The organism is Vibrio nitrifigilis (genome assembly GCF_015686695.1).
GTDB classification, from domain to species: domain Bacteria; phylum Pseudomonadota; class Gammaproteobacteria; order Enterobacterales; family Vibrionaceae; genus Vibrio; species Vibrio nitrifigilis.
Window position 1 is genome coordinate 1,258,547 of the sequence record NZ_JADPMR010000004.1, and the last position, 26,984, is coordinate 1,285,530.

Consider the following 26,984-nt stretch of genomic DNA (forward strand, 5'->3'; position numbering starts at 1 on the left):
CACGTGAACAATACTTAAGCCGTTAGCCGCATTAGGACTGTTTTATGAAGAAACATCGCTATTCACTCAGTATTCACATTAGTAGCTTATTTTTGGTACTTACTAGCCTGATAGGCATTGTGCTTATCACTATTAGTTACCAACATTCACAGCATTTACTGATGGGAAGCGCTAAGGCAGTGAGTGAAGAAAACAGTCAGAAATTACAGTCTGCGTTTCAAAAGACCACAGCACCGATTTTTTCGGCGCTGGATTTTATGGCTCACAGTCGCTTTGTTGAAACTGAATCACCTATCTATGATAAACCATTTTGGCTTTCAGCCATTGAAACCACGTTTAAGCGCAACCCTCACCTCGTCGCTCTCTATTTTGGTGCGAACAATGGTGATTTTACGATGCTTCGTCCCCTTTTCACTGAACAGGAACGGAAACGATTTAACGCCCCCGACACCGCTTCGTTATTTGTTAATCGCACAAAAGTTGATGGCACCAATGATGTGTATTTTTTCAATTCTCAGCAGCAAGAAGTGGGGTTTAGAAAATCCTTGGATAACCAATTTGATCCGCGCAAACGTCCTTGGTACACCAGTGCCCAAATGGATGGAGAAATTCGTTTAACAGAGCCCTATTTTTTCTATTTTCTGCAAACCTTTGGCGTCACACTCTCAAGAACATCCATGAGTGGCAGTCATGTGGTTGGTGCTGATTTTACACTAGAATCGCTTTCTAGCAGCTTAAACAAGATGAAAGGTACTGAGCATTCCAAACTGGTACTTTTTGATAATCAATTTAGTTTACTTGGGCAACACAACACAGCACTCAATATTAAAGAACATAATACCCAGTTAGAAAAACACTTAGCGAACAGCGTTTTCGCTTCAGTGGTCAACCGTATTAGTAACAATACTATCTATGAAAATGTGCAGTTCGAAGCGGAAGAGTGGTCGGTCACGTTAACGCCGGTTTTTCTCAGTCAACATGTCCAATTAAGGCTTGCCGAAGCCGATCGTCATAAAGACTTACTCAAAGATCTCATTTCAATGCGCGATAAACAGATTACTATCGCCATCATATTGCTCTTAGTTTGTTTTGGGTTTGTTTGGTTCATTTCACAACGAATCGCCCGACCACTTAAACACCTTGTAGAACTTACGGATAATATCGCTCGGTTCGATTTCAAAAAGACGCGTTATCCAAAAACCATGATTAAAGAGTTGGGCAACCTCACCCAATCTATCCAGTTAATGGAACATACTCTCTATGATTTGCTGCGTTTATTACGTGACACGGCCTCGAATCATGAATTTGACGTATTGGCCAAAACCATCGCACAAAAAAGCTACATGATCACCAAAGCAGAAACGATCATTTTGTATGTTTATGACTATAGTCAGAATGAATTCTCAGTTGTAACAAATCACGCAATTATTCCATTTAAGATCGATCTCAATCGCTTATTGGCAGATACCCCGTGGTTACTTGCGGAATTACGACAAGGTAACACCGTTCATGTGAATCGCGACGACAATATGCTGCGTAAATATCGCGATCAGATGTACAACTCGGATATTTATCTTTTCCCTTTGCTGAATCGAGAAGGACAATTAGTCGGCGTGCTCAACCTTGGTTACGAACGAGCCATCAGTGACGATCAAAAAGACAAACACGCCTTTTTGCGTGAACTACTCAGTTTTGCAGAAATAGCAAAAGATAATATTGATAGAATTCAACAACAAAAAGACATGTTGAATGCTTTTGTCGAGCTTATCGCCTCTTCTATTGATACCAAATCCCCCTATACAGGGGGACATTGCCAACGCGTGCCCGAACTTGCCAATATGATGGCTCATGCTATCGAAGAGGATAAACAATATTTCCCTCACTTCACCATGAGTAAAGCACAATGGGAATCTCTTCACCTTGCAGCATGGCTTCATGATTGCGGCAAAGTAACCACGCCTGAATACGTCATTGATAAAGCGACTAAATTGGAAACTATTTATGATCGAATTCATGAGGTTCGCATGCGCTTTGAATTACTAAAAAAACAGGCTGAATGCGACTATTGGCAAGGATTAGCCCAAGGTGGAGAAGAATCCCAATTACGTGTGGTAATGCAGCAGACACAGCACACGTTAGATGAGGAGTTCGCTTTTGTCGCTAAATGCAATTTAGGCAGTGAAAACATGTCTCAAGACGATGTGAAACGCCTCAACAAAATTGCGCAAAGAGAGTGGCAGCGTACACTGGATGACACATTAGGTGTTTCTTGGATAGAAGCAGCAAGGGCAGGACAAGCACAGCAGACCCCAGTAATGGAGCCTTTATTGTGCGATAAAGCGGTACATTTGATTCCTTGGGTAAACGGCAATCGTCCGCAAGATGTTTGGCAACATGACTTTATACTCAAGCCTGGAAATGTTCGTTATAACCGTGGTGAATTGCATAATTTGTCGGTCCGCTCAGGAACCTTAACCGATGAGGAACGGTTTATCATCAATGACCATATTGTCCAAACTATCACTATGTTGGAAAAACTGCCCTATCCTCCTCATTTAAAAAGTGTTCCTGATATCGCAGGTAATCACCATGAACGAGTTGATGGTAAGGGTTATCCGCGAGGCTTAGATGAAGATCATCTCTCCGTTGAAGCCCGTATTATGGCTATCGCTGATGTATTTGAAGCGCTCACTTCTTCAGATAGACCTTATAAAAAAGCCAAAACCCTGAGTGAATCACTTAACATCATGACCACAATGGCCATGTCCGGCCATTTAGATCCCAAACTTTATCTTCTGTTCTTAGAGCATGAAATTTATCTCGAGTATGCATCAAGCTTTCTCGATGAAGAACAATGTGATCACATAAACAAACAGACACATATAAAAGAAGTCAAAGATTTTCTTAAAGCTCAATATTAGTACCCCAAAACGAAACGCCCCATTTTGGGGCATTTAATCTCCATAATTTTTCCCAAAATTTGATCAATTCGCGAGAAATTTGCTCTAAAAGCACCATAAGTGATCATCAAGAGTTGATGTATATCAAATAGTCGTAGACAATACGGAGATAAGTCTAATTTTATTTTTGGTAACAAAAAATAGTTGGACTTAATACTCAGCGTAAAATGACTTGTTCATATACGAACAGTTAGTGAGTATGATTGGTTTAGCTCTACGTTCAGGAGCTAAAATACCCTCGGTTTTGAATAACGCTTGTCTTTGTTGTCAATATGACCATGCAAAACAAGGGATTTGTTTGGGAGTTCTTTTGGTCAGAATCTGATTCAGCCAATGCCTAATCGATGGGTATATCGGTTTTTTCTATAGTACTAATAGAGAATACCTACTTTCTATTTGTGTATTGCGCTGCTAGGTTAGGGCGCATGCTAACTACCTCGTTTTTAAGGGAAAGATGATGGTAATACCTGAAAACAGCAGCATCGTTATTTTCGGTGCTTCGGGAGACTTGACATACCGTAAGTTGATACCGGCTTTGTATCATTTGTATGCCAGCAATCAACTGCCAAAGTCCTTTGCTATTCTCGGCGTGAGTCGCACTGAGTATAGTGACGAAACCTATCGTGAAAAGCTAAAACGCTCTATGCAAGAGCTGGAGAAAACCGAACCAGAAACGTTAGACGCTTTTTGTGAACATCTTCATTATCAGCCATTGAACACTTCAGATGTCGATGAATACAGTCATCTCGCAGGTCGCTTAGAAGAGCTTGCTGATCAATATGGTTTTGTGCAACGCAACACCCTATTCTATCTTGCTACTCCTCCTAGCCTTTATGGAGTTATTCCTGGATGTCTTGCTGCTCATAACCTTAATGATGAATCCAATGGTTGGAAACGCATCATCATCGAAAAACCATTCGGTTACGATTTAAAATCAGCGCAAGATCTCGATATCGAAATTCATCGTCACTTCGAAGAACATCAAATTTATCGTATCGACCATTACCTTGGTAAAGAAACCGTACAAAACTTACTAGTATTCCGTTTTGCTAACGGCATGTTCGAGCCACTTTGGAACCGTAACTTTATCGACTACGTAGAAATCACTGGGGCTGAGTTCCTAGGCGTAGAAGAACGTGGTGGTTATTACGATGGATCAGGTGCAGTGCGCGATATGTTCCAAAACCACTTGCTACAAGTGCTTGCCATGATGACCATGGAACCGCCAGCTGCCATCAATTCGAATTCAATTCGTAATGAAGTGAATAAAGTGCTGCAAAGCTTACAGCCACTTTCAGACGATGACCTGCGCAATAACTTAGTACTAGGTCAGTACACTGAATCAGAAGTACGTGGTCAGGCGCTAAAAAGCTACCGAGATGAACATGGTGTTGCTGATGACTCTCGTACTGAGACCTACATGGCGCTGAAAATGTTCATTAACAACTGGCGTTGGAATGGTGTTCCTTTTTACGTACGTTCAGGCAAACGATTACCAACTCGTGTGACTGAAGCGGTTATTCACTTCAAACGCACTCCTCACCCTGTCTTTGGCAAAAACGCTCCAGAGAACAAATTGGTGATACGTATCCAACCTGACGAAGGTATCTTAATGAGCTTTGGCTTAAAAGAACCTGGTGCTGGTTTTAATGCGAAAGAAGTGTCCATGGACTTCCACTACGACTCGCTCAAAGAAACGCAGATGCTCACCGCATACGAACGCTTACTGCTCGATTCTTTAAATGGTGATCCGACGCTATTTGCGCGTACTGATGCTGTAGAGGCATGTTGGAAATTCGTGCAACCGATCTTAGACTTCAAACAAGATCCTCAAGCGTTATATGGATATGCTTGCGGCACATGGGGCCCTAAAGAATCCGATGATCTACTTAAACGTGATGGTCGTGATTGGCGCTTCCCATGTAAAAACCTAACAAATACGGATTATTGCGAATTATGATAAAACCAAAAATTTTTCAATCGGCTGATAAAGTTGTTGAAAACTTAGCTGACACGCTTAAAGCGTATAGTGAACAAGGTCGCCCAGTACATATTTCTTTGTCTGGTGGTAGCACACCAAAGATGTTATTTAAACTCTTAGCAACTGACACTTACGCAAAATCCATTCAATGGAATAATCTTCATTTTTGGTGGGGTGATGAGCGTTGTGTGGCTCCAGATGATGCGGAAAGTAACTTCGGAGAAGCGAACACTTTGCTGTTTAGCCAAATCGACATCCCAGCAGAAAATATCCACCGCATCCGTGGTGAAGAAAATCCACAACAAGAAGCAGAACGTTTTGCACAAGAGATGGCCGAGGTCATTCCTTGCGAAAACGGTACCCCTGTTTTTGATTGGATCTTATTAGGCGTTGGTCCTGATGGACACACCGCCTCTCTGTTCCCAAATAAAACTGACTTTGCTGATGAGAACCTTTCTGTGGTGGCATCTCACCCAGAGTCTGGTCAGTTGCGCGTGTCAAAAACAGCAAAAGTATTGGAAGCGGCAAAACGTATTAGCTACCTTGTACTAGGTGCAGGCAAGCAAGAGATTGTTTACGAAATTCATACTACTCCAGCAGAAGAGTTACCTTACCCGGCAGCGAAAATTCAATCGAAATCGGGTGATACGGAGTGGTTTTTAGATATTGATGCAGCAGCAAAAATTGCGTGAGGAGATTATAAAATGAAAGGCGATATCGGTGTAATTGGCCTAGCAGTAATGGGTCAAAACCTTATCCTAAACATGAACGACCACGGTTTTAAAGTGGTAGCGCATAACCGTACGGCTGCGAAAGTTGATGAATTCTTAGAAGGTGCAGCAAAAGGCACTAACGTTATTGGTGCACACACGTTAGAAGAACTCGTAGAGAAACTAGAAACACCACGTAAAGTGATGCTTATGGTTCGCGCTGGCGCAGTTGTTGATACTTTCATCGAAAAATTAGTACCCCTACTAGATAAAGGTGACATCATCATTGATGGTGGTAACACTAACTACCCAGACACTAACCGTCGTGTGGCAGCTCTTCGCGAGAAAGGCATCCACTTCATCGGTACTGGCGTTTCAGGTGGTGAAGAAGGTGCTCGTTTCGGACCTTCAATTATGCCTGGCGGCGCACCTGAAGCTTGGGAAGCAGTAAAACCTATCTTCCAAGGCATCTCAGCAAAAACTGATGCTGGCGAACCTTGTTGTGATTGGGTTGGTAACGACGGTGCTGGTCACTTCGTTAAAATGGTACACAATGGCATCGAATACGGTGACATGCAGCTAATCACTGAAGCGTACCAATTCATGAAAGATGGTCTCGGCCTAAGCGCAGATGAGATGCAAGCTGTTTTTGCTGACTGGAACAAAACTGAACTAGACAGCTACCTAGTTGAAATCACTGCAGACATTCTTGGTTACAAAGATGAAGCAGGCCAACCTCTTGTAGACAGCATCCTAGATACTGCTGGTCAAAAAGGTACCGGTAAATGGACAGGCATCAACGCACTAGACATGGGTATCCCACTAACGTTGATCTCTGAGTCTGTATTCTCTCGTTGTCTATCTGCTCTGAAAGACCAACGTGTTGAAGCTGAAAAACTATTTGGCACTAAAGACACTAAAGTATCAGGCGACAAACAAGAGTGGGTTGATGCACTTCGTCAAGCACTACTTGCATCAAAAATCATCTCTTACGCGCAAGGCTTTATGCTAATGCGTGAAGCATCAAACGAAAACAACTGGGACCTAAACTACGGTAACGTAGCCCTAATGTGGCGTGGTGGCTGTATCATCCGCAGCGCATTCCTAGGCAACATTCGTGATGCATTTGCGAACAACCCAGATCTTGCATTCCTAGGTTCTGATGAATACTTCAAAGGTATCCTAGACAACTGTCAAGCAGCATGGCGTAAAGTAGCAGCGAAATCACTAGAAGTAGGCATTCCAATGCCTTGTACTACTTCTGCATTGAGCTTCCTAGACGGTTACACAACCGCTCGTCTTCCAGCAAACTTGCTTCAAGCTCAACGTGATTACTTCGGCGCACACACTTATGAACGTCTAGATCGTCCACGTGGTGAGTTCTTCCACACTAACTGGACTGGTACAGGCGGCGATACAGCGTCTACTACTTACGACGTATAATTAAAGTGTAAAGGTTTCCACCTTAGCACTACGCCTTAAAAATACATCGAAAGGAGGATGTCAACTTTGTTGGCATCCTCTATTTTCTATACGGTATCGCATAGAGGAGATGTCCATGACGTTTAATCATTTCTATTCTTTAGCTCCTGAAGTACTTGCAACGGAATTGCCAACGTATGAGCAACAAGAACAAACGCCACACGAGACGGAAACTCTTCGCCAACAATGGGTGAAACAGGCACAGGAAGAAGGTGGGTTATAATCCACCTTTTATACTGATCAAAAAAGAGCACTTGCGTGCTCTTTTTTTAATTCATGCGGATCATCATGGATAACTACTGAACTTTGAATTGCCCGACTACATTGGATAGACCGTTTGAGGTTTCTCCAAGGTTCTGACTAATACGGTCAGTATCATCCGCATTCTGATTCAATTGGCTAATTAACTGCTGAATTTCAGCCATATTACGGCTGATTTCTGACGTTACATGGCTTTGTTCCTCTGCTGAGGTTGCCATTAGCGTGTTAAGGTCATTAATCTCAATGACAGATGCTGTCATCGTGTTAAGTGACTCCATGACCTTATTCGTATTATCCGCGGTGGCTTCACAACTGCGACGAGTTGATTCCATTTTAGTGACAACACTATCTGTTGTTTGACGCAACTTACTTAACATTTCGTTAATTGTACCAGTGCTTTGCTGAGTACGGCTTGCTAGCGCGCGCACTTCATCAGCTACCACCGCAAAACCACGCCCTTGCTCTCCGGCACGTGCTGCTTCAATGGCTGCATTCAACGCAAGCAAATTGGTTTGCTCAGCAATTTCACCTATCACTTGCAGTACGCCTTCGATGCGTTTGGTATCGTCGCTCATGGCCGAAATGGTAGAAGCCATATCTGTCACGTCCGTTTCCAAATTATGGACACTGCCTACCGCTTCATTGATAACAACTTTGGATTCGCCAGCATAACTACTGGTCGTTTCCGTCATTTTAGCGGCATCAGAGGCACTCTGTGCAATCGAACCTGCCGTCGCATTCATCTCTTCAATGGCAGTAATAACCTGTTCTGTTTCAACTGTATGCGCACTTAATACTTGCACGTTCGATTTAGATTGATTGCTCAATTTTACTACCGCACCATCAATATGCGATGCCGAATCAGACACTTGAATAAACATGCCTTGTAGTTGCTCGATAAAACGGTTAATTGATTGGCTAATTTGGCCTATTTCATCGTTAGATGCGACATCCAACCGTTGGGTTAAATCGCCATTACCTTGAGATAAACCAGCCACTAGTGCTTTTAAGCGCATCAGAGGCTTAAATGCTAAATGAAGTAATGCGATACTTAATGAAATCACCACAGCCGCGCAAATCAAAAGCGCTAACGTGATTTTCCAGTTTAAAGAGGAGGTATTTTGTTGGATACGGGCGTTATCGATGTAGCCATTCAATTCCCACTCATTATTAGCAACATTGATCGTTTGACTAATCTTAGTTAGGTTATCGCCTTGCTTATTACTAAAGATAGTGGTGCCATTCTTGGAAATAAGCTCTAAATAACTGCCATCTAACGCGTACTGTTTCAGCACATTTTGAAGGGCACTTAAATCAATAACAAAGAAATCAACAGAATCATCAGGGCGGCGTTGAGAGATTGTGATGGTTGGATGTTCACCTTCCATCATCACTTGGCTTACTTTAGCTTTATTCGTTTGCTTGTCGGCAGCCGTCACATAAGGCTGAGCCTTATCGTCATCCATATTACCGGTTGAATCAAACGCGTAACCATTCACGACTTTGACAATACGAAAGAAACCGGTGGTTTTTTTTGTATCAGCGATGTCCATCATACTAAAGTTCAAACTTTTAGCGAGATTGACTTTCGTCTTCAGTTCACTCTCTAGTTTTTGGTTAACTAATTCAATGTTGTGTTTAATATTTTGTGTATCGGTCTGTTTTATATAATTGCTAATGAAATAATTAACACTTAAATACGAAACGAAGATCGTTACAGTAATAATGGCGACAATGACAAGAATTATCTTGTTCTTAAACGAAAAACTTCGCATAACACCTTATATCCTTCAAAGTGATTGACTGTTTTATTCACTACCAGAACCATAAAATCTACCGACAATAGGTACACTACACACATCCATAACGACAATGAAATATGTGCAAAAACTGACCTACCGCCAAGCTATTTACAAATTATGGGCATTCATGCAGTGCTTCTAATGACTAACGATTGGCATATTATTTTTATTTATAAAATACATGCTATTCGAGCTTGCACTCTGTTGCAATCCTAAAAGAGTATTATTCTACCTATTTTGGCCTATTTATCCGACAAAATAGAGAAAATCGCCGCGTAACTACGCTAACTAATGCTTAAAACGACAATAAAATATGCATCGTGTTGCTATTAAGTAATCGATTTAAATAGAACAAAAACGCATAGACTTCTTCGTATACCCAAATGACCTCAAAATGACCTCAAGATGCAAAATGTTTGCAATCGAGTCGTTGCCGTACTGACAACTCACACTAATATTTGTTTTGATTTAGCGACATTACTTTTATAGAGTCCAAACCACGATGTAATTTTTATTGTTATTTGCTAGACAAGTTTGCATATTAAGTGGTCGAACAAACCTAAATTTGTGGCAAGGTTGCCATTGGCTATTGCAACCTTATAAAATTCACTTTAGGTTATAGCCGTCTGAACGTCTTTACGTTTATGCATAGATTAATTTGAAGAGGTCTACTATGTTAAATCAAGCTGTGAACATTCTCGACGGTGGGATGAGTCGTGAAATCGAAAAGCGCGGAGCGCCTTTCCGTCAACCGGAATGGTCAGCGCTAGCGCTAATCGAAACCCCAGAAATTGTCCGCGATGTTCACCAAGCCTTTATTACGAGTGGAGCTCAGATTGTGACAACAAACAGTTACGCACTGGTTCCCTTTCATATTGGGGAAGAGCGCTTTCATCAAGAAGGGCAATTGCTCGCTTACCGTGCTGGTGACATGGCTCGCCAAGCAGTACAACTTACTGGTAATCAAGCGCAAGTTGCTGGTTCTTTGCCTCCTCTATTTGGTTCATACCGTGCCGACCTATTTGATGCAGAACATGTTGAAGAGATCGCTACCCCCATCATAGAAGGTTTGGCACCGCATGTTGATTTATGGCTCAATGAAACGCAAAGCCTGATTGCCGAACCCACTGCCATAAAAAATCTACTAAAAAAACTAGGTCACGCTGATAAACCGTTTTGGGTTTCTTTTACTCTAGAAGATGAACTGGTTGCAGAAGTGCCAGCGCTCCGTTCTGGAGAATCAGTCGCTGAGGCTATTAAAGCAATGGTCGAGGTTGGCGTCGACGCGATTTTATTTAACTGCTGTCAACCAGAAGTGATTGAAGCAGCATTAGTCGTCGCGAAACAAACACTCGTCGAGCTCGGCAAAGCTGATATTCCTTTAGGTGCCTATGCAAATGCCTTTGCGCCACAATCTAAAGACGCCGCGGCCAATGAAGAACTCGATGAGGTGCGAGACGATCTCACACCACCTGCTTACGTGCAGTGGGCGGAAAAGTGGCAAAAGGTAGGGGCAAGCCTTATTGGTGGCTGTTGCGGTATTGGAACGGAACACATTGCAGAGCTTAGCCGCCACTTCTCAAAATAACCGATAGAACCTCCTTTCCTTTACAAAAAAGGCGCTTCTCATTCTTGAGGAGCGCCTTTTTTACTAAGCTAGAAATCATCAGTTAAACTATTTAGTGACTCTTTAATATCCGCCAGCATAAAATGTGATCGATTGCATAATTATTAACCACACCATATGAAAAATCACACAAAATTCATATTTATCAATCATTTAATAAAACACAAACCGTTAAATGAGCTGAGATAGTGATCTCATTCATGCTTATTTGGTTGCGTTAATATGATTCGGTTAAGTCAGTTATAACACACGATTTAATGCTCAGCAGTGGTTTATATATTTATTATAAATACTAATAAAACAATTACTTATATAACGTAAACAACCTCTAACCTATAAGTGTATTTATGCAATTAAGAGAACAACTAGCGGAGCGTATTGTTGAGCGAGCGCAAAAGATCATCAAATATCCACTCAATGTTATGGATGAAACTGGCATTATTATCGCCTCGACAAATCACGCAAGAAAATATCAAAAACATGGCGGCGCGGTTCTCGCGTTAAGTGAACTTAAAGCCATAGAAATTGGCGACTCCATGCTTCCTGAATTTACCAACGCCCAACCAGGGGTTAACCTCCCTATTATGTTTAAAAATGAAGCCATCGGTGTTATTGGCATATCCGGACCTCTAAAGGAGGTTCGACCCTTTGGGGAATTGGTAAAAATGTCAGCAGAAATGGTGGTGGAATATACATCAATGGTCGAAATGACTCGCTGGAGCGAACGAAGACGTGAAGAGTTTTTGCTCGAATGTATCGATCAAACGGTTTCTCAAGATCATCTTATTGATATGGCCGCCCAGCTAAAAGTCGATATTTTTAACAAACACGCAGTCTGCATTATTGAAGCAAACAACAGTGAACATCAAAAACATATTGCTCGAGTGTTAAACACTTGGTCGCGGCAACGGCTTAAAGCAGAATATTCTCATAAAACGACATTAGTGCTATTTAAAGCATGTGATATTAAACCTGAGCAAAATACTGTTGATGATTGGCAGAGTTTGCAAATGCATTTAAAAGATGAACTACGTATTCCATACCACTGTGCATTAGGAAATATTTACGATCATCCGTACGAAATTCCCTTCGCATTTGAAAGTGCGATGGCAGTGTTAAAATCAGGGATGCGTCTCAATCCAGATGAGCGCTTTTATCAGTACAACGATTATGAAATACCGTCGTTATTCGAAGGCACATTCTCCGCGTGGCAAAAAGACAAGCTCATCGCCCAAGCCGGTCAGTTAGAATTAGCGGATCCAACCTTAATTCACACGTTACTCATTTGGTTCGAGCACGATTGTGATGTAAAACAGACCTCAGAACATCTTTATATCCATCCCAACACCCTCCGCTATAGACTGAAGCGAGTGGAAGATATCTGTGATATTAATTTGCATCACTATAAAGATGTTTGTCGGCTCTACTTCAGTTTAATTTTGTAGGCAAAATATACAGATTTTTAACGTAGATAACTATAGTTACAAATCAGAACCTAGCCTCAAAGAGAATACTGTCTTGCGCCAACATCATTTCAAGGTGACTTGGGGGTATGTAAGCATGAATTCGGTTTGAAAACCAAGCCGCGCAAGTACGCGGCTCTGCTCATGGCTAATCAAGTAACAGGAGCGGGGTTAAATACAGCTAGCGCATTGTGCAATCCCCACTTATCTGAATAGGTTAATTGCCGACCGCTCGCGACTTTCAAAATGGTATGGAAGATCTCCCAGCCTTTTTCTTCAATACTATGTTCACCTGTCGCGACGGTACCTGCATTGATATCCATTAAATCAAACCAACGGCGCGCTAACGAATTTCGCGTTGCCACTTTGATAACGGGTACGGCATCTAACCCATACGGTGTACCACGTCCTGTGGTAAACACTTGCACCGTAATTCCAGAAGAAAGTTGCTGAGTACCACAGACAAAATCACTCGCGGGTGTTGCCGCAAAGATCAACCCTTTTTGGGTGGGGCGCTGACCCGGGGAAAGAACCTCCACAATCGCACTACTGCCAGATTTTGCGATAGAACCCAGAGCCTTCTCAACCACGTTCGCTAAACCGCCCCGTTTATTCCCTGGTGAAGGATTTTCCCGGCGATCAGTTTGCCCAAGACTGAGGTAATCATCGTACCATTTCATCTCCTCTTTCAGTCGTTCTCCGACCTGCTGGTCACGACAACGAGGCCCTAATAGATGCACAGCATCACGTACTTCAGTAACTTCGGAAAACATGACTGTCGCACCACAGCGAACCAGTAGATCACTCGCATACCCAACTGATGGGTTTGCGGTCACTCCCGAAAAGGCATCACTACCGCCGCATTGCACGCCGACGACCAAATCAGAAACCGGACAAGGTTCGCGGCAACGTTGATTGAGCTTATCTAAGTGGGTTCGTGCCGTTTCGAGAATGTCATGAACCATCGATTGAAACCCGACATGTTCTTCACTTTGTAAAGTAATGATACTGGCATCATCAATATTGATGCGTTGATCAGAGTCAGTGCCGAGCAGTAGCTTATCCGGTGTCAGTTTTTCACAACCGAGCCCGACAACGAGTACTTCACCACCAAAATTCGGGTTCATCGCTAGGTTATGAATGGTCCGTATTGGCACCACAGAAGCTGGCGCATTAATCGCGACTCCACAACCATATAAGTGATTCAACCCCACCACCCCATCCACATTCGGATAATGAGGTAACAGTTCACGTCGAATCATATCGACCATGTAATCAACGACGCCCGCAACACAGTGCACACTGGTGGTAATGCCAAGCAGGTTTTTGGTTCCGGCGCTGCCATCAGGATTTCGGTACCCCATGAAAGTGTACCCAACCAGTTCAGGCAATGGTTCCGGAACCTTCGTTGCTATAGGGATGGATGTCAAAGGAGGCGCTTCCGGTAAATCCACGACAAATTGGCTGATCCAATGACCCGTCTTTAATGGTTGATTAGCATAACCAATCACTTCGCCGTAACGACGTATCGCTTCTCCTTGCTCAATGGGCTCCAACGCCACTTTATGCCCTTCTGGAATATCTTCCTCAAGAATGAGGCCTGGGTATAGTTCTGTTCCTTTGGGTAACCCACCATCAGTCACAACAATAGCAACGTTGTCATCTGGGTGAACTTTTATATATTTGGGGGATTCAGTTTTCATAGGCAGAGGCTTATTGTTATTGAATTAACTATAAAATTACCGAATTACCCGATAAATAGCATCAGTACTTATCTCAATAATACCGCCTATTTTTTAGCCTTATCTTGTACAAACAGACAACAAACCAAATCTAAATCACACCATCCCTTGCATGTTGCAATATTAGCCTGTCATTAGTTTTTATAATGCAAAATTAATACAGACCAATAGTAAATCATCAACTTATGTCACGTAATTTATCGCAAATTCTGGTTATTCCCTAAACACAATATGAACAGAGTATAAACTGACAAACACCATGAAATGGATAATAAAGTAGCATATTAAGTGATGTATATTTAGATAAATATGTTGTTATAAACATACATTTATCATTATTTACTAAAAACAAAATCAATGAGTTATTAAAAATTAAAAATATTATTAACCAAAATCAAAGTTGAGATGCAGTGTTTCATGTAGCTTGCTCGCCATATTAATTATAAGTCTATAGAGCCACCTGATAGGAACAACCATGCTTCTTTTATACAAGAACAAAACGGTCGGTTTTCAATTGCGAGTCATCATGACTGCGTGCTTGTTAATCGCCTTTTCAGCTATTGCAGCTTTGGTTTACCAAAATGCATCCGATGTATTGCTGAACTCGACCTTGAAAGAACAACAATCTCGAGTGGAAGCTCTTGCAAAGAGTATCTCTAGTCAATTCGACGCATATTTATCAAATAGCCGCACACTGGAATCTACTTTTCGTAATGGCTATTTGCATGGACTCACTCGCGCTAATTCTACTGTTCATTTTGCAGGGCACGATATTCGTGATCTTACTGTGGATGGACAAAGTTTAATTGGCCAATTTTCACTCGTCGATCGTTTCTCTCATGACACCGGAGCAGTAGCCACATTATTTGCGCCGGTAGGTAACGATTGGCTACGCGTTTCAACCTCATTGAAGAAAAACAGTGGTGAACGAGCAGTAGGCACCTTTTTAGGTACAAACCACCCAGGCTATCAAAAATTGATGCAAGGGCAGCCTTACTATGCTGCCGTTGACTTATTTGGCGTACGTTACATCACTTACTATGCGCCAATTACGAACCGACGTGGCCGAATTATCGCGATTTCATTTGTTGGGGTGCCCGTTGAAAAAGCGGCTCAAGATACCTTTGAAGCATTAAGCCAAGTGAAATGGGGTAAAACTGGTTATAGTATTGTGGTTGACAACGATGCTCATAACCTTGGTCATTACTTACTGCACCCAACCTATACAGAAAAAGACCCTTCGATAATTTCACAAGCAGATGCCGTAGGGGGACATCCATACAAGACTATTTTTGAACATGATAAAGGTACCATCATTTACAAGTTCAAAAATGAACAGTATTCCGGTGATAAATACCTTGTATATGCAACAGTTCCAGGTTGGAACTGGAAATTATTAGGTGGCACTTTTATTGACGAGGTCACCCAAGCCAGTCGTGATTTACTGACTCAAATTGTCATCGCATCTCTGATTGTGGGTGCTGTTACGCTTGTCATTATTTCACTATTTATCGCCAAAACGACCAAACCATTACATAAAGTATCTAGCTACATGGAACGCTTAGGAAATGGCGAAGTAAGCCTAGATATACGCAGTGGCGACACACGCTCAGCGAATGAAATGGTTCGCTTACATAACAGTGTTGCTTCAATGGCAAACCGCTTAAGTGAATTGGTTTCAGACATTCAATCTTCCAGTAATCAGGTGCAAGCCCATTCTGATAGCGTGATGAGTGATGCGACCAATAATCTGGCCCAAGCAGATTTGCAACAAAGTCAGATTGAGCAAGTCGTTACGGCCATTGAAGAGATGGCCACATCGGCTCAATCAGTGGCACAGCAAGTGGAAGCCATCGCAAGTAACGTACGTGAAGCTGACATAAGCACCCAATCTGGCTTATCAATGGTTGAGGAAGTGTGTGTCGATGTTGCTCAGCTTAACGATCAATTAGATCAATCAGCACAAGCCATCCAGCAAGTCAGTACCGACAGTGCGAGCATCCAAACCGTAACCAAAATGATTGATGAAATTGCAGAACAAACCAACCTACTAGCCTTAAATGCTGCCATTGAAGCGGCTCGGGCAGGAGAGCAAGGCCGAGGGTTTGCCGTCGTCGCTGATGAGGTGAGAACCTTAGCACATCGTACTCAAGTTTCCGTTAAAGATGTGGTCGATATTATAGAGAAACTAAAGCATTCGACGAGTAACGCCGTTGAGCTCATGCATCAAAGCCAAGCGAATTCCAATCGAGTGTTGCAACGTGCTCAAGAGGCAGGTTCATCATTAGAATCTATCGCGGGTCAAGTGCGCGATATTGCCAGTCAATCGGATACCATTGCAGCGACGGCAGAAGAGCAAGCACAAGTTTCTCACCAAGTCGCATCCAGTGCTGCAGAAATCAGTGAACTCAACAGCCAAACTCGTGAGGTAAGTGCTCAGACAAAACGCAGTGCCTCAGAGCTTTCTGAGCAAGCAATACATCTAAAAGCACAAATGGATTATTTCCATTAACTACAAAAAGCCAAACGAGAACACAGGATTGTGTTCTCGTTATTTATTGACGAGCTCAATTCCATCAAGAGACAAATTGTTGGTCGATTAAACCAGCCACACGCTTAACTAAACTTTAAATTGAGTAACGCGCTGCAGCATATTTCTCGCAATATTGGTCACTAAATTGCCCGAATCGGACACTGATGTCGCGGCACTGCGTGATTGGTCAATTAACTGACGTAAATCATCAACACTAGTATGAACGGCTTGAACTACTGATGCCTGCTCTTCTGTGGCTGTCGCTACCTGCAAATTCATCTCTTGCACCCGCCCGACTAAATGTTGAATGCGAGAAAAAGCTTCGCTGACTTTATCTGTCATATCAACGGATTCGGCCATCAATTCACTGCCTTGTGTCATGGCTTGCTGCGTTTCTTTCACCCCATCGATCAAGCCACCCACCATAGATTGAATATCTTCTGTCGATGCCTGAGTTCGCTGGGCGAGCGTTCTTACTTCATCGGCAACAACAGCAAAGCCACGCCCTTGCTCTCCTGCCCGAGCCGCTTCAATGGCAGCGTTAAGCGCAAGAAGGTTGGTTTGATCAGCAATACCACTAATAATATCGAGTACCGCGGTTATCTTATCGGTATCCGAAGCTAGCGAAGCGATACGATCAGTTGCTGAATTTACGCTCGTAGACAACTTATTGTTAAGTGAGCGGTTTGAATCAATCAGTGTCTTCCCATCAAGCGCAGCTTGTCTGGCATCTTCACTTTCTGCCGAGGTATTTTGGGCATTCGATGAGATTTCTTGTACGGACACGTTGATTTGCTCGAATGAACTAAATAGTAACCCTAAGTGTTCTTCCTGATTACGCCCTATTTCTAGCGTCTGTCGCGACACACTTTGCAGTGTTTCACTATCTCTGTGTAACTCTTCGACATCATGAACAACATGACGAATCAGCCCCTGCAATTGATCTAGTAATTGGTTCATACTTTGACTGAGCATTCCTAGTTCATTTTGGCTTTCGACAGGTAATCGGGTGACTAAGTCACCTTTGCCCTTAACAATATCGTCGACCAGCTTTTGAATCGCTCCAATCGCAGAAGAAATAGAATTAGGAATAATAAACAGTAGAACCAAACCCAGCACAACGGAGGCGACCGAAATGATCATCGTCCACATCTCTTTTTGACTGGCCAACATCACAGATTGAGTATGAATCTGTTTGGCGCGCTCACCCAACATTTCACCCGCAATATCATACATATCACGTAAAGCATCGAACTGTATTTCTGAGTTTTTAAACCTTTCACGGACTACCTGCCGCCCTTCTGTATCGACTTGTTCAAACACTAGTAATGCAGAAGAGTGCCATCGATCGTACTGAGATTTGAACCCATTCAATTTGTTGGTGATATCGGGATACAGTGCCATTAAACTCAAGTATTGATTCATTCGTTCGAGCGCTTGCTGAGCATTTTCATCAAATGATATTTTTGCATCTTTAATGACTTCGCTACCGAAAATAATTGAGTCTTGCTGTGCTTTAAGCGCTTGATATAGATCGCGATCCGCATTAATCACAGCGCTTTGGGCAACTAACAAACGAGTCGCGAACAAGTCAACATTCTCGTTTAAGTGCTTAACCGCTAAAAAATTAATGATACTGACCACGAGTAACAACGCAGTCAGCATAAAAATCGCCAGACCTATCCGAGCTCGAATCGTGAGTGCTTTTAACATGTCAACGATATCCTTATTGTGTCATCAATATTGACCTGGCCAGACATGAACTATTCTTTTTATAATAGATACCCACGATGATAGATGGCCATTAAAGCCCTGATTAAGCTTGACCAGTACTCATTGATGACGCTCTGAATCCTACATTAGACGACATCTGGGTATAGTTAATATATTAGTAATGAAGTCATCAATTACCACCTCTTAGGCAATTAAAAATATAAAAAAAGGGATAAACCGTTAGGCTTATCCCCTCATACATTGTACTTACTTTACGAACAACTCATCTCAACTAACGATTTACCGATCAGTTGCTCAACACGTTTGTCACAACCATCGCCAAAATGTTGTTCTGATAATTTATACAAACGTTCCAGCTCATTATGAGCAAAATCATTGGCTCGTTCCGCGGTAACAATATGATGAAATAACAATCGTAAAATAGCGGTAAACTCTGAGTTCTTTAACGCATTGTTCCAGCTCACTGCAAATTTCTCTAGATCATGATCGAAATCCAAATGAGTAATCATCATTTTAAAAATGCGACCATCGAGAGCAGACGCGAAGTCTGTTTTTTTAGGGAAATGGTGGCTAATACCAGTGCGCGACACGCCAGTCTGTTGACTCAACGTGGTATATGACATTTTGTCATACCCCAGTCGAATAAGCTGATCTACGACGGCATCCATGATCTTCTGAATTGTCACTTCAGTATCTTCTTTACTACGCTTTGGCATCTTAAGGGCTCTACTTAAATATCTCTAAAACATTACCATTCAAAAATATGATAAACACTTAACTCCTATGCATATTTGTAGTCAATATGGAGATATCGATTATGCGCTCAGTTACACACAACAGCCCATTTTTCTAATAAGTGTTACAAAAATATCAATAAATGTGCTTGATTCATTCGCATTTTTAGCGAAGTTAACTGCGTACTTTGTTAGCTCACTCGATAATTGAACCATTTAACTAGATTATTATTGTGCAGGAGTAGCACATGCAATTTGTTACACATGTAACTGGTGCAAATATATCGGTTTCAAGTGTATCAATACATTGATAAATCTCACATTATAAGAAACTAGTGGCCTATATTAGGCAACTTTTTGCCTTATACCGCAAGATTAAGGGATGTTGATTGCAGCAACATCTCAAAATCACATTAGCATTGAATTTGAACGGAATGTTGAATAAAAGTAATCGGTCAATCAATGTCCGCACCCCATACCAATTATGACCGGTTATGCATTTTTACGCTTAAATGAAATACTCATTCAATGAAGAAAATCGTTGTTAGTATTATGTTTGGCAAGTGAACTCAAGAGCGGTAAAATAACCCTGTTATTTATAAGAGGATTAAGAGATGAGTAACGAAAGCTACGTAGAAGAAGAAGTATGTGAAGCGTGTGGTTGCGCGGGTGAAATGGGCTATGTCATTGGTGAAGGTGATGAAATCGCTGAAGTGTCTATTTTCGCTAACGAATTTGCCGCCTTACATGCAGAACTGGATAAATATGTTGTTCTTGCCAAGCAAGTCAATGAAAACGTTAAATACGAAGTATCGCCACTAGCAGAAGATGCAACTGAATTACACGCTCGGTTTCAGTTTGAAGTGAGTGCTGAAAAAATCATCTTTGAATTAAAAACACGCTCTCTTACCAAATAAGATGACAGTTGCTGCGGTATACTCAATCACCGCACCCGGAGAATGTCCCTTATTTCTCTGTTTTAAATAAGCGAGTCGTTGACTCGCTTATCGATATCGATCTACCGTTTTTCTTTGCTCATTTCATCAAGCACGCTAGTATGAGTCTGTTTATTTAGTTATTGATGAGTTTAAGTATGCTTAAAGCGTTTCTTATTAGTGCCGTTCTAATATTCAGTACTCACGCCTCTGCTGTGCCGCTGGATATCTATCACATACTCAACTTTCTCGATAATTACGGTAATTTGGATCTGCGTAATAAGCCCTACACAAGCTTACCAGATAGCTTAGATGTGAAAGGGAATGTCAATATTAGTAAGACCAATATCAAGAGCTTACCTAATGGTATGAAAATTAATGGCAGCCTTGATGCTTCTCATAGCAACTTAGTCAAAATTCCTCGCGGCACTTACATTCGGGGTTACGCGAATTTGATGGCGAGTAAAATCACTAATTGGCCGCGTGGGATTCAAGTTGGTGGATACATCAACTTAGCAGATACTCCTCTCGTAAAATTACCACCTCGATTTCGAGTTAAAGGGGATCTGAGCGTAGTAAGAACCCCACTGGCAGAATTACCAGAAGGATTAATCGTTGAGGGAAACCTTTACATTGGCGGTTCAAAAATCACTAAATTCCCTGATACTATGACAGTCAAAGGCAATATCTATTTAGGTGGTAATCGTGTGACTCATTGGCCCAAAAATCTAACGTTAGGCGGAGCGGTCGCACCTTAATAGTCCATACCACCAGCAACAAAAAAGAGGCAATGCCTCTTTTTTTGTTGTGTATATCATCAGATGTTGACTAATTAACTGTGGTTACGTACCGGATTGGCGTAACTATCGAGTAAAAACTGGTGGGCATCTGGAGGCAATTGTGCCAATTTATTCGCTAACGTTGCTTTGATCTCCGGTGTAATATCGTCACTCTCAACACCAGCCGCTAACTTATTGATCGGATACAATTTGTAGTGATCGTGAATTTGACGGTCTATCTCTTCGGCTAATTCATCTGGTGTGCTAAACGGCTGCTCAATCACATCGCCGAATGACACATGGATACGGCCTTTATTACCAATAATACCTTGAATAATACTTTCGATATCTTCAAATTCACTTTTTTCGTATTCGCCTTTCGTGGCTTTTTCATACAGTTCACGTGCTTTAGCAATGTCGCATGGATCGTTCTCATAGGAGATCGATACAGGGACAATTTTTAGCAAACGAATATAATCTGAAAACTCCACCTTTTGCTTACGACCTTCCACATGAAACATTTTCAGAATAGCGGGATCAGTATAATCATTACCATCTTTCGCTCTCCCCTCGCGCTGAGCGATCCAAATGGAATTATTCGTCTCTAACGAGTGCTTGATGTAGGCAGATAGCGTCCCGAGAGCCTTCATCATTTCACGCGGACCTTTTGCCGAGCGCTTAACAATAAAGCTTTTGTTCAGTTTCATTAACTCCGTTGCACATGGCTTACGTAACAGGTTATCACCAATCGCGATACGGACAGTACGATGACCGTGGATGTACAACCCATAGTTGACCAACGCAGGATCCATAGCAATATCACGATGGTTAGAGATAAACAAATAAGCGCAATTTTTGTCTAATTTATCTAAACCACTGTATGTCACACCTTTTGAAGTCTTCGCCAGGCTGAGATCCATGTACTTTTTGACTTCCATTTGAATCGCTTCAACGGTAGTCAATTTCGCCCATTTAAATTTAAGATATGCTTTAATGAATGGACTCATTAAAGATTTAACCCAACCGGGTTGGTGTTCGAAACGATGTTGTAATATTGCAGAGATAAACTCTTCATCGTTAATCAACCTGCTAATTGCTGCAGGAATTTCATCGTCATGGTAGGGACGAATCTCTAAAAAAGGATCTGTTGTCGTTGTCATTGTATTGTACATCAAATAAAAAGCAGGCTTATTCTACGCATACTCGCTATTTCTCGCAGCTATCATAAGCACATAATTCATCAGGTCAGACCAGATAATACATCAGTATCCGACAAAGTTGGCTTTTATCAGCAGAAACGGTAATCTTAGCGCCCTTACATCCATGAGGTACTCTATGAACTACGCGATTTCATCCGACGCACGCCACATCTCATCACTTGAGACTACAGCTCGTAAACGAGCCATCAAACACAGCTTGATTCACGTAGAGCAAGGGTTGGCTCTTTGTCGTTTGGGAAAAATCGAGTATGCCATTGAACCGGGCCAAACCTTTTGGATTCCAATCGAATGTCTTAATGCACTGACATTCTTTCCCAATACCCAGATTATCCGAATCGATTTTTCTGTTCGACTACAAGAGTGCTTTCCTCGTCAAGCAGGATTTGTCACTCTAACCGCTCTCGCTGCTGCCGTACTTCAGCGCTTAAAAACGACTGAGCGAGACAACACGATTTATTCTCATCTCTCACAGATATTAAAAGCTGAAGTGCTTGATCTCGTTCCTAACTGTCCAGTTAGCGAACTAACCCAGCAAATCACATCTTGGAAGCCAAATCACCCTAGCGATTTGAGCCAAGAACAGCACATGGTATTACTTGTGAGAGAAGCAATCAAACGCCATCAAAGCGGAACCTCAATTAATTCTATCATTTCTGATTTATTTCAAGGCGATAAGGATCGATTTTCTCAGTGGTCAAAAGTGATTGCAGATATGACTTGGTAAGGGCGGAATGACTTTTATAATATGTAACGCCATGATGTCGATGCCGTTACATATCCCCAAGTCACCTTAATAGACAGGTTCAAATATCGTCCTTAACGTTTTCATCTTATTCGGAATATCTTCCAGTGCAACATTACCAAAACCCAGCACTGCACCTTTCCAACCTCGTTGTTTCGAAGATAGCGAATCATAATATGACATAGGACGTATTATGATGCCCTCGTTTTCAGCTAATTGAGCCCAATGATGTTCATCAATACCTTGCCACCAGCGCAAAGTAATATGTAATCCCGCCGCCTGACTACATATTTCAACGTCATTGCCCCAGAGCTCTTTGATGTTCTGTACCATTAATTGGTATTTTTGCTCATATAGACGGCGCATACGTCGAATATGTCTTACCAGAGAACCATCACGGATAAAATCAGCTAATGCTGCTTGTAAATGTGTGGGGGAATCTCCGCTTAAAGCGGCTTTAAACGCGACGCAAGACGACACTAACTGATTAGGGACGACCATATAGCCCAAACGCAATCCATTGAACATCACTTTACTAAATGAGCCGACGTAAATGATCTGGCTATCTTGCCCCATTTTACCCGCCAAGCCTTGCATACTGGTATAAGGCCGATGAGCAAACTGAAACTCGCTGTCATAATCATCTTCAATGATGTAACGATTATTTGTCACCGCCCAATTGATCAATTCTAACCGCTGCTCTGTGTTCAAACTGGTGCCCATCGGATATTGATTACTTGGCGTGATATACAGTAGCTTAGCTGACATTGATTGAATGGATTCAATATCTAATCCAGTAAAAGGGGCAACATTTACAGGTTGATACTGATACCCTAATACATCGATAACCCCTTTCATACGTGCATACCCTGGACATTCCATCGCAATCTGGTCGCCTTTATCTTGCGTTGCCAACAGCGCAATTGAGAGCGCTTGTTGTGCCCCTGAGGTAATAATAATCCTACTGGCATCACAACACACTGAGCGGCTGCTCGCCAAATACTGAGTTAACGCCTCCCTCAGCTCTAACCATCCCTGCTCATCATGAAATCCCATTAATGTTGGACGTGGAAGATGACAATTAACAATCGCTTGCCATTGTCGATAGGGAAACGTCGAAAAATCAGCTACACCAGGAGAAAAAGCTTGGTTGGTAATATTAGCCGATACATTTTTCGGGTCATAATCTGACGTACCCGAGGGAGCGACACTCTGGGCTGGGAAATAGTGCTCCGGAAGTTTTACAGCCACGTAATATCCAGATCCGCGGCGACTTTCTATGTATCCCTCTGCGACCAACTGCTCATAAGCATGGATGACCGTATTTCTACTGACTCCCAACTCTAAGGCAAGTTTTCGTGTTGAAGGTAATTGATTATTTTTCTTCCAAAGATTAGCGACAATCTTACTGCGGATGGCATGAAATAATCGCTCACTACGACTTCCCTCTCCTACCGATAAATCGATATCTCCCGAATCTATCAACATCATAACTGGATCTTATTTTTTCCCTAAATTGGATCTTAACACCATACCAATTTAAGTCTAAATTAGCATCACTAACAATGTGAGGATATCAATATGTACAACACTTCCAATACGCAAATGCCATTGGAGCAAATTCATCAGTTATTAAAACAAAGAAACTTTGCGACGTTAGTTTCTACCGATCTCCAAGCGACCCACCTTCCTTTGTCGTTCACCGCCCAAAATCAATTGGGCCTCTTAACAGGTCATCTAGCTAAAGCAAATCCACACTGGAAAAAATTAAATAACCAACGCGTGTTAACGATTTTTAACGGACCTGACAGCTATATATCTCCTACGTGGTACCACACCAGACCCAGTGTTCCCACCTGGAATTACGTCACGGTGCATGCCTACGGAAAAGTAGAGATTGTTGAACCCACACTAATGCTGGAAGATTTAAACTGTCTCATTGAACAACACGATCCGCAATTACTGAAAACGAATGACTGCATCACAGACGAGTTAAAACATAGGCTAATGGACGCCATAGTAGGGATAAGAATTCACATTGAGCATTTAGAAGGAAAAGAACAGTTAGGACAACATCGTAGCGAAAGGGACCAAGCTGCAGTGCTGACAGCTCTGGGCGCTCAACAAACGCCCCACGCCAATGACATGTGTCGATATTTAAAGCATCGCTGGCCATCTAACGTTTGAAAAAACATCTACCAAACAAATATACCCAAATAACGATATTATAACTATATGGTTTGTCGATAAAATATTACCAATTCATCAATATATCTGGTTTAATCTCTTCCTTATAAAACGTCATTCGGTCATAAGGATTATTATGTTGTTCGAGTTGCCTATTTTTCGCAAGATTGTCGCTATCGATGCGATGGCCATCATTGCTCTTTTGGCTCATTACGGGTTGGCAGACACCCCATTTTCAATTTCAACCTATTTTGCCTGCCTATTTGTATTTATCGCTATCAGTGGTTTTACTCTTTATCATTCAGTGGCTTCCGTGTTGCAGCAAGTACAGTTAAAGTTGCAACAATCTCTACCCAACCAGCGCAGTCAGTATTCTGATGCGGTTTCCCCTAGCCGTTTATTTACAAAACTTGAACAATTAATTGAGAGACAAGCACAACAAGCCCAGCAAATTAATCTATTAACAGAAGAAAAGCGCCAGTGGCAAGAGGCTATTGCTCAAACTAAAAACCATCATGAGAAACTCTCTGAGCAAACGAGCACGTCGTTAAGTAATACACTTCAAACATTCGAACACCTTCAACAAGACATGGGGTCACTTTTCGACATCGTACAAACTACACAAGAGCATTCAAGCGTCGTACATAATGATATTCTTGGCGCTTGTGCAAACTTAGAAGCATCAGCAAAAGCAACCAAAGATGATGCGGATTTTATCAATCAATTCAAAGGTCAGTTAGCTGAGCTCGCACAAAGTGTCTCCACGATTAATGCCTTAGCGTTAGAGATAAACGAAATTTCAGATCAAACGAATTTGCTGGCATTAAATGCTGCAATCGAGGCAGCAAGAGCAGGCGAAAAAGGCCGAGGCTTTGCCGTTGTAGCAGATGAAGTTCGTAACCTAGCAACACGGGCTCGCACTTCTAGCTCCAAGATTGAGCAGAGCATAGAGATGGTGATTGAACACGCAAATACTTCAGCAAAAGCAGTAGAGCGTATCAGTTCACATGTTGATCAAGCCGTCATCTATACCAACGCGGAAAAAGAATCGATGAATGGTATTAGTCAACGCTTGGCAGGCGTCTGCCAACAAATTAACCAAATAGCAGCGCTAACGACTAAGCAAGAACAAATGGTCTCAGCCGCCCACCGTCAATTAATTTGATTGTCAAAAATAAGCTCATTTTTTGCCGAGTTAGTCAAATAACTCGGCTTCATCTATCACCATTAACATTATTTTTATGCCTGCGATATATTCATAAAAACAATACATTAATACCTATTAATTAAAAATTAAAAACTGATACCTTCATCCAAATAATACTTATTTGTTAAAGATTCAAAATACCATTCATATCTTCTTTTTTATTACCTATTTTTAACTTATAGTAGATTCCTATATTGAAAATCAGAGTGTTAACAAAATAATAATTCAGCCAACTTCTTTTTTAAGCGCCATAGAAAACCGCTTATATATTTTTTATCCCATTGATAACTAGCGTTTTTTTAATTCTATTACTAGAATTGTTAATTCATGATTCAGCTAAACGAAAAGATGTCAGTAATGATCATTAAAAAGCTATTTTCACCATGTTCTATTATGTTAGTTATTTATTGTGGCTTTTTCTCCACAATAGCTAACGCTAACGATTGGTACTCACAGAATGACGATAAACAACATACTGGTGCATCTTTTGTTATTGGTGCAGCGTCTGAAGTTTATTTTGATAATTTAATATACAGTAACGCGACTTGTATGACGGTAGGGCTTGCGAAAGAAGTGCGCGATCAAATAGCCTATCATGGCTTTAGCAAAAGTGATTTAGGTTACGACGCTGTAGGTTGTATCACAGGTACGCTTCTATCTCGCTTTGTAATGCGAGGCTTGTCTCTTTCAGCAAGTGGTAACAGCTTTGCCTTAAACTATACCGCTAAATTCTAGACCGTTATAACCAGCCCTCTATCACCAGTCCAATTACGGTGAAAAGATATGCCGCAATTGAGTTTAACCTGTACTCGTTGATGACTCGCTGAATCCTGTTTAGTGAAGTCATTGAGACATAAGCCCTTTTGATGATTCAAAGGGCTTTTT

20 protein-coding genes are annotated in these 26,984 nt (G+C 41.7%); 14 read left to right on the forward strand and 6 right to left on the reverse strand.

What is annotated here, in order from left to right:
- Positions 1–44: 44 nt before the first annotated feature.
- From I1A42_RS22045 to I1A42_RS22065, 5 genes are all read left to right on the forward strand, one after another.
- A complete protein-coding gene (locus I1A42_RS22045) occupies positions 45–2,921 on the forward strand; it encodes an HD domain-containing phosphohydrolase (RefSeq protein ID WP_196125047.1) in 2,877 nt (958 codons plus the stop codon).
- A 496-nt stretch (positions 2,922–3,417) separates the two neighbouring features.
- Positions 3,418–4,920 carry a glucose-6-phosphate dehydrogenase gene (zwf, locus tag I1A42_RS22050; protein WP_196125716.1) on the forward strand — a complete coding sequence of 501 codons (1,503 nt, stop codon included), beginning with the start codon at positions 3,418–3,420 and terminating at the stop codon, positions 4,918–4,920.
- Positions 4,917–5,633: a 6-phosphogluconolactonase gene (gene pgl / locus I1A42_RS22055; RefSeq protein WP_196125049.1), complete on the forward strand. Its 717-nt coding sequence runs from the start codon at positions 4,917–4,919 to the stop codon at positions 5,631–5,633. The genes zwf and pgl overlap by 4 nt, the downstream gene beginning before the upstream one ends.
- A gap of 12 nt (positions 5,634–5,645) precedes the next feature.
- Positions 5,646–7,094 carry a decarboxylating NADP(+)-dependent phosphogluconate dehydrogenase gene (gnd, locus tag I1A42_RS22060; protein WP_161153204.1) on the forward strand — a complete coding sequence of 483 codons (1,449 nt, stop codon included), beginning with the start codon at positions 5,646–5,648 and terminating at the stop codon, positions 7,092–7,094.
- A gap of 115 nt (positions 7,095–7,209) precedes the next feature.
- On the forward strand, positions 7,210–7,356 hold the full coding sequence (locus I1A42_RS22065) for a hypothetical protein (RefSeq protein WP_196125051.1): 147 nt from the start codon (positions 7,210–7,212) through the stop codon (positions 7,354–7,356).
- Between the two features lie 73 nt (positions 7,357–7,429).
- Here I1A42_RS22065 and I1A42_RS22070 read toward each other — a convergent pair whose 3' ends face one another.
- On the reverse strand, positions 7,430–9,169 hold the full coding sequence (locus I1A42_RS22070; protein ID WP_196125052.1) for a methyl-accepting chemotaxis protein: 1,740 nt from the start codon (positions 9,167–9,169) through the stop codon (positions 7,430–7,432).
- A 700-nt stretch (positions 9,170–9,869) separates the two neighbouring features.
- Here I1A42_RS22070 and I1A42_RS22075 point away from each other — a divergent pair.
- Both I1A42_RS22075 and I1A42_RS22080 read left to right on the forward strand, forming a co-directional pair.
- Positions 9,870–10,784: a homocysteine S-methyltransferase family protein gene (locus I1A42_RS22075; RefSeq protein WP_196125054.1), complete on the forward strand. Its 915-nt coding sequence runs from the start codon at positions 9,870–9,872 to the stop codon at positions 10,782–10,784.
- Positions 10,785–11,170: 386 nt separating this feature from the next.
- Positions 11,171–12,268 (forward strand): CdaR family transcriptional regulator, encoded by a 1,098-nt coding sequence (locus I1A42_RS22080; protein WP_196125056.1) that lies wholly within the window; start codon positions 11,171–11,173, stop codon positions 12,266–12,268.
- Between the two features lie 170 nt (positions 12,269–12,438).
- On the opposite strand, the gene garD is transcribed toward I1A42_RS22080, so the two are convergent.
- Positions 12,439–13,989 carry a galactarate dehydratase gene (garD, locus tag I1A42_RS22085; RefSeq protein WP_196125057.1) on the reverse strand — a complete coding sequence of 517 codons (1,551 nt, stop codon included), beginning with the start codon at positions 13,987–13,989 and terminating at the stop codon, positions 12,439–12,441.
- A gap of 514 nt (positions 13,990–14,503) precedes the next feature.
- On the opposite strand from garD, the gene I1A42_RS22090 reads away from it, so the two are divergent.
- A complete protein-coding gene (locus tag I1A42_RS22090; protein WP_196125060.1) occupies positions 14,504–16,540 on the forward strand; it encodes a methyl-accepting chemotaxis protein in 2,037 nt (678 codons plus the stop codon).
- 108 nt (positions 16,541–16,648) lie between these two features.
- Here I1A42_RS22090 and I1A42_RS22095 read toward each other — a convergent pair whose 3' ends face one another.
- A complete protein-coding gene (locus I1A42_RS22095) occupies positions 16,649–18,274 on the reverse strand; it encodes a methyl-accepting chemotaxis protein (RefSeq protein ID WP_196125061.1) in 1,626 nt (541 codons plus the stop codon).
- Between the two features lie 272 nt (positions 18,275–18,546).
- Positions 18,547–19,011 (reverse strand): TetR family transcriptional regulator, encoded by a 465-nt coding sequence (locus I1A42_RS22100; protein WP_161153211.1) that lies wholly within the window; start codon positions 19,009–19,011, stop codon positions 18,547–18,549.
- Positions 19,012–19,643: 632 nt separating this feature from the next.
- Between I1A42_RS22100 and I1A42_RS22105 the strand changes: the two genes are divergently transcribed.
- A complete protein-coding gene (locus I1A42_RS22105) occupies positions 19,644–19,946 on the forward strand; it encodes a DUF406 family protein (RefSeq protein WP_161153212.1) in 303 nt (100 codons plus the stop codon).
- Positions 19,947–20,122: 176 nt separating this feature from the next.
- A complete protein-coding gene (locus tag I1A42_RS22110; RefSeq protein WP_196125063.1) occupies positions 20,123–20,722 on the forward strand; it encodes a hypothetical protein in 600 nt (199 codons plus the stop codon).
- Between the two features lie 74 nt (positions 20,723–20,796).
- Here I1A42_RS22110 and I1A42_RS22115 read toward each other — a convergent pair whose 3' ends face one another.
- Positions 20,797–21,903 (reverse strand): 1-acyl-sn-glycerol-3-phosphate acyltransferase, encoded by a 1,107-nt coding sequence (locus tag I1A42_RS22115; protein ID WP_161153214.1) that lies wholly within the window; start codon positions 21,901–21,903, stop codon positions 20,797–20,799.
- Positions 21,904–22,078: 175 nt separating this feature from the next.
- Here I1A42_RS22115 and I1A42_RS22120 point away from each other — a divergent pair, with 175 nt between their 5' ends.
- A complete protein-coding gene (locus tag I1A42_RS22120) occupies positions 22,079–22,687 on the forward strand; it encodes an AraC family transcriptional regulator (RefSeq protein ID WP_161153215.1) in 609 nt (202 codons plus the stop codon).
- 66 nt (positions 22,688–22,753) lie between these two features.
- Here I1A42_RS22120 and pdxR read toward each other — a convergent pair whose 3' ends face one another.
- Positions 22,754–24,196 carry a MocR-like pyridoxine biosynthesis transcription factor PdxR gene (pdxR, locus tag I1A42_RS22125; protein ID WP_196125065.1) on the reverse strand — a complete coding sequence of 481 codons (1,443 nt, stop codon included), beginning with the start codon at positions 24,194–24,196 and terminating at the stop codon, positions 22,754–22,756.
- Between the two features lie 90 nt (positions 24,197–24,286).
- Between pdxR and I1A42_RS22130 the strand changes: the two genes are divergently transcribed.
- From I1A42_RS22130 to I1A42_RS22140, 3 genes are all read left to right on the forward strand, one after another.
- Positions 24,287–24,892 (forward strand): FMN-binding negative transcriptional regulator, encoded by a 606-nt coding sequence (locus I1A42_RS22130; RefSeq protein WP_196125068.1) that lies wholly within the window; start codon positions 24,287–24,289, stop codon positions 24,890–24,892.
- A 136-nt stretch (positions 24,893–25,028) separates the two neighbouring features.
- A complete protein-coding gene (locus tag I1A42_RS25250; RefSeq protein ID WP_196125070.1) occupies positions 25,029–26,057 on the forward strand; it encodes a methyl-accepting chemotaxis protein in 1,029 nt (342 codons plus the stop codon).
- 399 nt (positions 26,058–26,456) lie between these two features.
- Positions 26,457–26,834 (forward strand): hypothetical protein, encoded by a 378-nt coding sequence (locus I1A42_RS22140; RefSeq protein WP_161153221.1) that lies wholly within the window; start codon positions 26,457–26,459, stop codon positions 26,832–26,834.
- Positions 26,835–26,984 lie beyond the last annotated feature (150 nt).

Coding starts and splice junctions, on each gene's coding strand:
- I1A42_RS22080 (WP_196125056.1), top strand. CDS start 11,171: ATGCAATTAAGAGAACAACTAGCGGAGCGTATTGTTGAGCGAGCGCAA.
- I1A42_RS22140 (WP_161153221.1), top strand. CDS start 26,457: ATGATCATTAAAAAGCTATTTTCACCATGTTCTATTATGTTAGTTATT.
- I1A42_RS22105 (WP_161153212.1), top strand. CDS start 19,644: ATGAGTAACGAAAGCTACGTAGAAGAAGAAGTATGTGAAGCGTGTGGT.
- pgl (WP_196125049.1), top strand. CDS start 4,917: ATGATAAAACCAAAAATTTTTCAATCGGCTGATAAAGTTGTTGAAAAC.
- I1A42_RS22095 (WP_196125061.1), bottom strand. CDS start 18,274: ATGTTAAAAGCACTCACGATTCGAGCTCGGATAGGTCTGGCGATTTTT.
- I1A42_RS22090 (WP_196125060.1), top strand. CDS start 14,504: ATGCTTCTTTTATACAAGAACAAAACGGTCGGTTTTCAATTGCGAGTC.
- I1A42_RS22045 (WP_196125047.1), top strand. CDS start 45: ATGAAGAAACATCGCTATTCACTCAGTATTCACATTAGTAGCTTATTT.
- I1A42_RS22070 (WP_196125052.1), bottom strand. CDS start 9,169: ATGCGAAGTTTTTCGTTTAAGAACAAGATAATTCTTGTCATTGTCGCC.
- I1A42_RS25250 (WP_196125070.1), top strand. CDS start 25,029: ATGTTGTTCGAGTTGCCTATTTTTCGCAAGATTGTCGCTATCGATGCG.
- I1A42_RS22115 (WP_161153214.1), bottom strand. CDS start 21,903: ATGACAACGACAACAGATCCTTTTTTAGAGATTCGTCCCTACCATGAC.
- gnd (WP_161153204.1), top strand. CDS start 5,646: ATGAAAGGCGATATCGGTGTAATTGGCCTAGCAGTAATGGGTCAAAAC.
- I1A42_RS22075 (WP_196125054.1), top strand. CDS start 9,870: ATGTTAAATCAAGCTGTGAACATTCTCGACGGTGGGATGAGTCGTGAA.
- I1A42_RS22100 (WP_161153211.1), bottom strand. CDS start 19,011: ATGCCAAAGCGTAGTAAAGAAGATACTGAAGTGACAATTCAGAAGATC.
- I1A42_RS22065 (WP_196125051.1), top strand. CDS start 7,210: ATGACGTTTAATCATTTCTATTCTTTAGCTCCTGAAGTACTTGCAACG.
- garD (WP_196125057.1), bottom strand. CDS start 13,989: ATGAAAACTGAATCCCCCAAATATATAAAAGTTCACCCAGATGACAAC.
- pdxR (WP_196125065.1), bottom strand. CDS start 24,196: ATGATGTTGATAGATTCGGGAGATATCGATTTATCGGTAGGAGAGGGA.
- I1A42_RS22110 (WP_196125063.1), top strand. CDS start 20,123: ATGCTTAAAGCGTTTCTTATTAGTGCCGTTCTAATATTCAGTACTCAC.
- zwf (WP_196125716.1), top strand. CDS start 3,418: ATGGTAATACCTGAAAACAGCAGCATCGTTATTTTCGGTGCTTCGGGA.
- I1A42_RS22120 (WP_161153215.1), top strand. CDS start 22,079: ATGAACTACGCGATTTCATCCGACGCACGCCACATCTCATCACTTGAG.
- I1A42_RS22130 (WP_196125068.1), top strand. CDS start 24,287: ATGTACAACACTTCCAATACGCAAATGCCATTGGAGCAAATTCATCAG.